The following is an 8487-nucleotide window of genomic DNA, read 5'->3' on the forward strand; positions in this document are numbered from 1 at the left end:
GAGGGCCGGCCGGTGCGCCTCGCCAACGACCGCTTCGAGCAGTTCCAGAACGGCCTCAAGCGCCACAGCTTCCGCATGGACACGACCCTGCTGGTCGACCGCGCCAGCGGGCGCTTCCGGGCGATGACCGGAGCTTACGTCTGCGATGGCGGCGGGCGCCCGAACTACTCGATGTCGGTGTCGTTCGTCGGCGCCACCGCCGCGCAATCGATCTACTACCTGCCCAAGAGCGACTTCCAGGCGGTGGCGCTGGCCTCCCGCGCCGTCGATGCCGGCTCGACCCGGGGCTACGGGACGCTCCAGACCATGTCGGCCACCGAGATGCTGGTGGACGAGGCGGCCGAGCGCCTCGGGATGGACGCCATCGCGCTGCGCCAGGCCAATGTCTTCCGCTCGGGCCAGCGCAACAGCCAGGGCGCCGTCCCGGCCGGAGCGCTCCGCAACGACGAGATCCTGGCGCGGGCGGCCGCGCACCCGCTCTGGCGCGAGCGGCAGGCCCGCAAGGCCGCCTACGAGGCCGCCCATCCGGGACGGCGCTACGGCGTGGGCTTCGCGCAGGTCCAGAAGGATTACGGCACCGGCGCCGAGGCGGCGCTCGCCAGCCTCGAGATCGACCCGCGCGGGGGGCTCACCCTCGCCCACGTGGCGCACGAGATGGGGCCGGGCGTCACCACCTCGCAGGCCGTGATGGTCGGCGAGATCTTAGGCGCCGTGCCCGAGCGGACGGAGTTCGGCGTGGTGCGCTGGCCCCAGATGCCCCTGGAGACCGCCGACCAGCCCTACACCACGGCGCAGGCCGACGAGGACCGGCTGGCGCAGAACCCGCGCTGGACGCCGCGCTTCACCTCGCCGATGAGCGCGACGAACTCGGCCTACTATCTCGGCCACGCCACCCGCACGGCGGCCCGTTTCCTGCGCGACCACGCGCTCTGGCCGGCGGCCCGCTCCCTCTGGAGCCGCGGCCCCGGCGGCGGGGCGCTTGGCCCCTACCACACCATGCGTCCCGAGGAATTGCGCTTGGCCGACGGCACCGTCTCGGGGGCCGGCCTGCCGCCGCTGCCCCTGGCTCGGGTGGCGGCCGAAGCGCACCGGCTCGGTCTGCCCGTCGGCGTCACCCTGCACACCTTCAACCGCTGGCAGTGGACGGAAGGCCTGTTCGACCTGCCCGGCGACGGCCGCACCCGGCTTCCCATCGACGCGCTCGCCCTGCGCTACGGCGCGGGCGCGCCGCCGGAGCGGCAGGCCCTGATGGACACGGCCGGCTGGCACTTCGTCGAGCGGGCGGCGGTGTTCTATCCCCCGACCCAGCGCAACAACGTCGGGACCACCTACTATTCGCCGATGGCGACGCTGGCGGAAGTGGCGGTCGATACCGGCAGCGGCGCCGTCACGATCCTGTCGCACCACGCGATCCTCGAATGCGGGCGCCAGGTCGTGCCCGCCCTGGTCTCGGGCCAGGTCCAGGGCGGCCTCGCCATGGGCATCGGCCACGCCCTGAAGGAGTTCCTGCCCCTCTACGAGGACGGGCCGGGCGACGGCACCTGGAACTGGAACCGCTACGAGCTGCCCCGCGCCCGCGACGTGGCGGTCTGGAACCAGACCGTCGAGATCTTAGCCCCGCTCTCCGAGACCGATCCGCCCAAGGGCATCGCCGAGGTGGTGATGATCGCCGTGGTGCCGGCGCTGGCCAATGCGGTCGCCCACGCCATCGGACACCGCTTCCACACCCTGCCCATCCGGGCCGAGAACATCCGCGAGGTGCTGGCATGACGACGCCGATCCAGGACCAGGCCCTCTCGCTCACCGTCAACGGCGTGCCGGTCGGGCCGATGCCGGTGCCGCGCGGCACCTCCATGCAGGAATTCCTGCACGAGTGGCTCGGGCTCACCGGAGCCCGCATGGGCTGCGGCCAGGGCATCTGCAACGCCTGCACGGTGATGGTCGAGGAGGACGGCAAGGTCCCCCGCGAGATGCGCACCTGCATCACCGGCGCGCACTGGTTCGAGGGCCGGCGCGTGCGCACGGTGGAGGGCCATGCCCGCGAGGAGGCCGACGGCAGCCTCACCCTCTCGCCGGTTCAGACCGCCTTCGTCGAGGCCTTCGCCTTCCAGTGCGGCTACTGCACCCCGGGGTTCGTCACCGCCGCGACCGTCCTGATCCAGCGCCTGAAGGCGGCCCCCGTGCCGCGGGACGCGGTGGAGGCCGTCGTCACCGAGGCGCTCGACCACCACATCTGCCGCTGCACCGGCTACGTCCGCTACCACACCGCCGTGCGCGACCTCGTGCTCGCCACCCCCGGCCTCGTGACCGCGTGAGGCCGCAGATGCGCAAGATCCTCCTCGCGGCCGCCGGCCTCGCCCTGGGGGGCGCGGCCCTCATTGGCCTCCTCGCCTCCGGTGCGCTGGAGCGCAGCGTGGTCTCCCGCGCGGTGGAGACGCCGCTCGGCGCCGACCAGATCCAGGCCCTCGCGCCGCGCGGGGCCGCGGTCGCCGCGGCGGCCGATTGCTACGCCTGCCACACCGCCAGGGGCGGCGCCCCGTGGGCCGGTGGCATGCCCTTCGAAACGCCCTTCGGCACCATCCACGCCACCAACATCTCGCCGAGCCCGGAGGGGATCGGCGGCTGGAGCCGGGCCGAGTTCCACCGGGCCCTGCGCGACGGCATCGCGCCGGGCGGGCGTCACCTCTACCCGGCCATGCCCTACACCGCCTATCGGGGCATGACCGAAGGGGATGTCGACGCCCTCTACGCCTACCTCATCACCCGCGAGAAGATGCCGGTCGCCAACCGCCCGAACGGCCTCGCCTTCCCGTTCGACCAGCGCTGGACCCTGAGCGCCTGGAACCTCCTCCACCTGCCCGCCGCCGTGGCGGTGCCCGACCCGACGCGCTCGGACCTGTGGAATCGCGGCCGCTACGTCGCGGAGGCGCTCGGCCATTGCGGCGAATGCCACACGCCGCGCAACCTGATGCAGGGCCTGCGCGGCGAGGCGGCCCTCACGGGCGCCGTCATCGAGGGGCTGGAGGCGCCCGACATCACGCCCGCCGGGCTGGCGCGGATGGGTTTCGCGCCGGCGAGCCTCGCCCGCTTCATGGGCACCGGCCTCTCCGCGCAGGGCGGGGCCACCCACCAGATGTTCGAGGTGGTCCACTACTCGACCCGGCACATGGCGCGAGCCGACCTCGCCGCGATGGCCGCCTACCTGTTCGACCGCGATGCGCCGGGGCCGGAGATGGACCCGGCCGTGCCGGCAGCGGCGCCTGCCCCCACGCCCCTGGCGGCGGCGGTCTCGGGCCGGGCCCGGGCCAGTTACGACGGGCTCTGCGCCGGTTGCCACGGCGCGCAGGGCGAGGGCATCCCGCACGTCTCGGTGGCGTTGCGCACCAATGCGGGCCTGCGCACGGCGAGCCCGGCCAGCGTCGTGCGGGCGGTGCTCGCCGGCCTGCCGGCCCAGACGTTCCCGGGCGGCGAGCGGATGGAGGCGATGCCGGGCTTCGCGGCCGATCTCGACGATGCGGCGCTCGCCGACCTCACGAACTGGATGCGGACCGAATGGGGTGGGCAGGCCTCGACCTTGAGCCCGCAGGACATGGCGGCGATCCGCGCCGCGATCACCCCGCGCCACGCCGCGCGCGACTGACGACGGGCGACTGACGACGAGCGGGAGAGGCGCGCCATGGATCAGCTCACCGGGATGCGGGTCTTCGTGCGGGTGGCGGAGCTCGGCAACTTCTCCCGCGCGGCGGAGGATCTCGAGGTCGCCCAATCCACCGTGACCAAGGCGATCGCCTGGCTCGAGACCCGCCTCGGCACCCGGCTCATCAACCGCAACACCCGGGGGCTCGGCCTCAACGAGGCGGGCCGGCTCTACTACGAGACCTGCCGCGCGATCCTGCGCCAGATCGAGGAGGCCGAGGGGCTGGTGCGGCGCCACGACGCCGAACTCGACGGGACCCTGCGGATCTCGACCTCGGTGGCCTTCGGCGAGGCGGTCCTCGGGCCGCTGCTCCTGCCCTTCATCCAGGCGCACCCGCGCCTCAGGGTCGACCTCACCTGCGAGGATTCCTACGTCGACCTGATCACCCGGGGCATCGACGTGGCGCTCCGCATGGGCCGGCTCGCCGACTCGTCGCTGGGCGGGCGCTATCTCGGCGCCAACCCCTGGGTGATGGTGGCCGCCCCCGGCTACCTCGCGCGCCGGGGCCGCCCGGAGGCGCCGGACCAGCTCGGCGCGCACGATTGCGTCGTCTATTCGAGCGTGCAGGGCGATGCCGTCTGGCAGATGCGCGGCGCGGACGGGCGCATGCACGCGGCGAGCGTGCGCGGCTGCCTGCGCTCGAACAACCTGCCGACCCTGCTGTCGGCGGTGCGCTCCGGCCTCGGCATCGCGATCCTGCCCCGCTACGTCGCGGAGGGCGCCCTGCGCTCCGGCGAACTCGCCGAATGCCTGGCCGGCTACGCCCTGCCCGACCAGGAACTCTACGCGGTCTTCCCCTCCCCCAAGCTCGTCCCGCGCAAGGTCACGGCCCTGATCCGCCACCTCGTGCCGCGCCTGCGCGACGCCTGGTGGCGCGGCGAGGCCGAGGGCGCCCTATTCCGGGATGGAATAAATCAAATCGACTGAGGCATCTTCTCAAGTACAGTTCAAATCTATAAAAATAAAAAACGCCATAAATTAGCGGGAGGCAGATGTGTCAAAGATGCGCGCGATCGATGCCGCGGTCCTCATCCTCGAACGCGAGGGCGTGACCTGTGCCTTCGGGGTTCCGGGCGCGGCGATCAACCCCCTGTACTCGGCCCTGCGGGCGCGCGGCTCGATCCGCCACATCCTCGCCCGCCACGTCGAGGGGGCCTCGCACATGGCCGAGGGCTACACCCGGGCCAAGGCCGGCAACATCGGCCTGTGCATCGGCACCTCGGGTCCCGCCGGCACCGACATGATCACGGGGCTCTATTCGGCGTCGGCCGATTCCATCCCGATCCTGTGCATCACGGGCCAGGCCCCGCGCGCCAAGCTCCACAAGGAAGATTTCCAGGCCGTCGACATCGAATCGATCGCCAAGCCGGTCACCAAGTGGGCGGTCACGGTGCGCGAGCCCGCCCTGGTCCCGCAGGTGTTCAGCCATGCCTTCCACCTCATGCGCTCGGGGCGCCCGGGGCCCGTCCTGATCGACCTGCCCATCGACGTGCAGGTCGCCGAGATCGAGTTCGACGCGGACGCCTACGAGCCGCTGGTGCCCTACAAGCCGGCCTGCTCGCGGCGCCAGGCCGAGCGGGCGATTCGTATGCTCCAGGCCGCCGAGCGCCCGCTGATCGTGGCGGGCGGCGGCATCGTCAACGCCGATGCCTGCGACCTCCTGGTGGAGTTCGCCGAACTGACCAGCGTGCCCGTCATCCCGACCCTGATGGGCTGGGGCGCCATCCCCGACGACCACCCGCTCATGGCCGGCATGGTCGGGCTCCAGACCAGCCACCGCTACGGCAACCGCACCTTCCTCGAATCCGACTTCGTCCTCGGCCTCGGCAACCGCTGGGCGAACCGCCACACCGGCTCGGTCGAGGTCTACACCAAGGGCCGCACCTTCGTGCACGTGGACATCGAGCCGACGCAGATCGGGCGCGTCTTCGGCCCCGACCTCGGCATCGTCTCGGATGCCGGGGCGGCGCTGAAGGAATTCATCAGTGTCGCCCGCGACCTGAAGGCCCGCGGGACCTTGCGCGACCGTGCCCCCTGGGCGGCCTCCTGCGCCCACCGCAAGCGGGCGATGCTGCGCAAATCCCACTTCGACGCGGTGCCCCTGAAGCCCCAGCGCGTCTACCAGGAGATGAACGAGGCCTTCGGACAGGACGTCTGCTACGTCACCACCATCGGCCTGTCGCAGATCGCCGGCGCGCAGTTCCTGCACGTCTACCGGCCGCGGCACTGGATCAATTGCGGCCAGGCCGGGCCCCTGGGCTGGACCTTGCCGGCGGCCCTCGGCGTGCGCGCCGCCGACCCCGACCGGAAGATCGTGGCGCTGTCGGGCGATTACGACTTCCAGTTCCTGATCGAGGAACTCGCGGTCGGGGCGCAGCACAAGCTGCCCTACCTCCACGTCGTGGTGAACAACTCGTATCTCGGCCTGATCCGCCAGTCGCAGCGCGGGTTCGGCATGGATTTCGAGGTCAGCCTGGCCTTCGACAACATCAACGCGCGGCCCGACGACGACGCGGTGCCGGGCTACGGCGTCGATCACGTGGCGGTGGCCGAGGGGCTCGGTTGCAAGGCCATCCGGGTGAAGAGCCCGAACGAATTCAAGGCGGCGTTCGCCCGGGCCGAGGCGCTGATGGCCGAGCACCAGGTTCCGGTGGTCCTGGAGTTCATCCTGGAGCGGGTCACCAACATCGCCATGGGCACCGAGGTCGACGGGGTGAACGAGTTCGAGGAAATCCTCTGCCTCGACCCGGAGCTCTCGCTGCGCACGAGCCAGACCCTGCCCGCGCCGGCCGCCGCCTGACGCACCCGCGAATCCGGAGGACATCCCATGCCGCGCTTTGCCGCCAACCTGACCATGCTCTTCCAGGAGCACGACTTCCTCGACCGCTTCGGAGAGGTCGCGCGGGTGGGCTTCCGCGGCGTCGAGTTCCTGTTCCCCTACGAGTACCGCACGGCGGCGATCGCCGAGCGCCTCGCGCGTCACGACCTCAATCTGGTGCTCCACAACCTTCCCGCCGGCGACTGGACGGCGGGCGAGCGCGGCATCGCGGTGCTGCCCGAGCGCAGGCCCGAGTTCCGGGAGGGAGTCGCCCGCGCCATCGACGCGGCCGGCGCCCTCGGCTGCGGACAGGTCAACTGCCTTGCGGGCATCGCACCGTCCGGGCTCGGCCGCGACCGGCTGCACGACACGTTGCGCGAGAACCTCGCCTACGCGGCGGCGGAGCTGAAGCGGGCCGGGATCCGGCTCCTGATCGAGCCGGTGAACACCCGGGACATCCCCGGCTTCTTCCTGACCGGAACGGCCCAGGCCGTGGCCCTGATCGACGAGGTCGGCTCGGACAACCTCTTCCTGCAATACGACGCCTACCACATGCAGATCATGGAGGGGGATCTCGCCCGCACGATCGAGGCGAATCTGCCGCGCATCGCCCATGTCCAGATCGCCGACAATCCCGGCCGGCACGAGCCCGGCACCGGCGAGATCAACCACCCCTTCCTGTTCGGGCACCTCGACGCCCTCGGCTACCGCGGCTGGATCGGCTGCGAGTACCGCCCGGCCTCCGGTACCCGGGGCGGCCTGTCCTGGTTCGCCCCCCACCGCGCCTGAGCCACCCGCCGGATCACGAGGACCAAACCCATGACAGACATCGGATTCATCGGGCTCGGCATCATGGGCCGACCCATGGCGGAGAACCTGATCAGGGCCGGGCACCGGCTCTTCCTGAAGAGCGGGCGGTCGGTGCCCGCGGCGCTGGTCGCGGCGGGCGGCACGCCCTGCGCCTCGGCGCGCGCGGTCGCCGAGCGGGCCCAGATCGTCGTCACCATGCTGCCGGACACGCCGCAGGTGGCCGAGGTGCTGTTCGGCGCAGACGGGATCGCCGAGGGGCTCAAGCCCGGCAAGATCGTGATCGACATGAGTTCGATCGACCCGATCGCCACCAAGGACTTCGCCCGGCGCATCGACGCCCTCGGCTGCGACTACCTCGACGCGCCGGTCTCGGGCGGCGAAGTCGGCGCCCGTGCGGCGAGCCTCACCATCATGGTCGGAGGCCCCGAGCGCGCCTTCCTGACGGCCATGCCCCTGTTCGAGGCCATGGGCCGCAACATCACCCGGGTCGGCGGCAACGGCGACGGCCAGACCACCAAGGTCGCCAACCAGATCATCGTGGCCCTCACCATCGAGGCCGTGGCCGAGGCGCTGGTCTTCGCCTCCAAGGCCGGCGCCGACGCAGGCCGCGTGCGCCAGGCCCTGATGGGGGGCTTTGCCGCCTCGCGCATCCTGGAGCTGCACGGCGAGCGCATGGTGGCGCGCGCCTTCGAGCCCGGCTTCCGGATCGACCTGCACCGCAAGGACCTCAACCTCGCCCTCCAGGGGGCCCGCACCCTCGGCGTTGCCCTGCCCAACACCGCCACCGCCCAGCAGCTGTTCAGCACCTGCGCGGCGCAAGGGGGCGGCGACTGGGATCATTCCGCGATGGTGCGCGCCCTGGAACTCATGTCGGCGCACGAGATCGCGGCGGCCCCACGCTGACCGGTCGACACGAAAGTCCGGTCCGCCCGGGGCGCGACCGCAGGTCCTGAGAACGGGGGGAAGAGCCCATGCTGGCAAGAACGCTGATCGCGGTCATGGTGTCGGTGACGCTGGTCGGCCACGCGCGGGCCGCCGATCCGGCCGCGCTGGCGCCCGAGGCGCCGGCCGCCGGGCCAGCGCCGTTCTTCCTCTTCTCGGACACGCAGGTGAGCTACCGCTATCAGTTCCCTGCGGCGAACCCGGGCAGCCAGGTTCAGCG

At 71.8% G+C, this 8487-nt stretch carries 7 protein-coding genes and 1 pseudogene; all 8 read left to right on the plus strand.

Annotated features, from left to right (window positions below; translation table 11 throughout):
* On the plus strand, window positions 1-1770 hold a 1770-nt coding region (locus tag K2X24_RS11520; RefSeq protein ID WP_292498037.1), incomplete at its 5' end, for a molybdopterin cofactor-binding domain-containing protein.
* Entirely contained in the window at window positions 1767-2315 is a 549-nt protein-coding gene (locus K2X24_RS11525) for a 2Fe-2S iron-sulfur cluster-binding protein (protein WP_292498040.1), read from the plus strand. The genes K2X24_RS11520 and K2X24_RS11525, both read left to right, overlap by 4 nt.
* An 8-nt stretch (window positions 2316-2323) precedes the next feature.
* A complete protein-coding gene (locus K2X24_RS11530; RefSeq protein ID WP_292498042.1) occupies window positions 2324-3640 on the plus strand; it encodes a c-type cytochrome in 1317 nt (438 codons plus the stop codon).
* Between the two features lie 36 nt (window positions 3641-3676).
* Entirely contained in the window at window positions 3677-4624 is a 948-nt protein-coding gene (locus K2X24_RS11535) for a LysR family transcriptional regulator (protein WP_292498045.1), read from the plus strand.
* Window positions 4625-4691: 67 nt separating this feature from the next.
* A complete protein-coding gene (gene gcl, locus K2X24_RS11540) occupies window positions 4692-6497 on the plus strand; it encodes a glyoxylate carboligase (protein WP_292498047.1) in 1806 nt (601 codons plus the stop codon).
* Between the two features lie 27 nt (window positions 6498-6524).
* Entirely contained in the window at window positions 6525-7304 is a 780-nt protein-coding gene (gene hyi / locus K2X24_RS11545; protein ID WP_292498049.1) for a hydroxypyruvate isomerase, read from the plus strand.
* Between the two features lie 30 nt (window positions 7305-7334).
* Window positions 7335-8228, plus strand: coding sequence for a 2-hydroxy-3-oxopropionate reductase (locus K2X24_RS11550; protein ID WP_292498051.1), 894 nt, complete (start codon window positions 7335-7337; stop codon window positions 8226-8228).
* 68 nt (window positions 8229-8296) lie between these two features.
* Window positions 8297-8487 (plus strand): annotated as a pseudogene (locus K2X24_RS11555) (hypothetical protein); the annotation flags it as partial.

The sequence above is a fragment of the Methylobacterium sp. genome, from assembly GCF_019750675.1.
Taxonomy (GTDB): domain Bacteria; phylum Pseudomonadota; class Alphaproteobacteria; order Rhizobiales; family Beijerinckiaceae; genus Methylobacterium.

What these genes read in the sequence shown, in the direction of transcription:
- K2X24_RS11530 (WP_292498042.1), top strand. Translation starts at nt 2,324, where the DNA reads ATGCGCAAGATCCTCCTCGCGGCCGCCGGCCTCGCCCTGGGGGGCGCG.
- K2X24_RS11535 (WP_292498045.1), top strand. Translation starts at nt 3,677, where the DNA reads ATGGATCAGCTCACCGGGATGCGGGTCTTCGTGCGGGTGGCGGAGCTC.
- hyi (WP_292498049.1), top strand. Translation starts at nt 6,525, where the DNA reads ATGCCGCGCTTTGCCGCCAACCTGACCATGCTCTTCCAGGAGCACGAC.
- K2X24_RS11525 (WP_292498040.1), top strand. Translation starts at nt 1,767, where the DNA reads ATGACGACGCCGATCCAGGACCAGGCCCTCTCGCTCACCGTCAACGGC.
- K2X24_RS11550 (WP_292498051.1), top strand. Translation starts at nt 7,335, where the DNA reads ATGACAGACATCGGATTCATCGGGCTCGGCATCATGGGCCGACCCATG.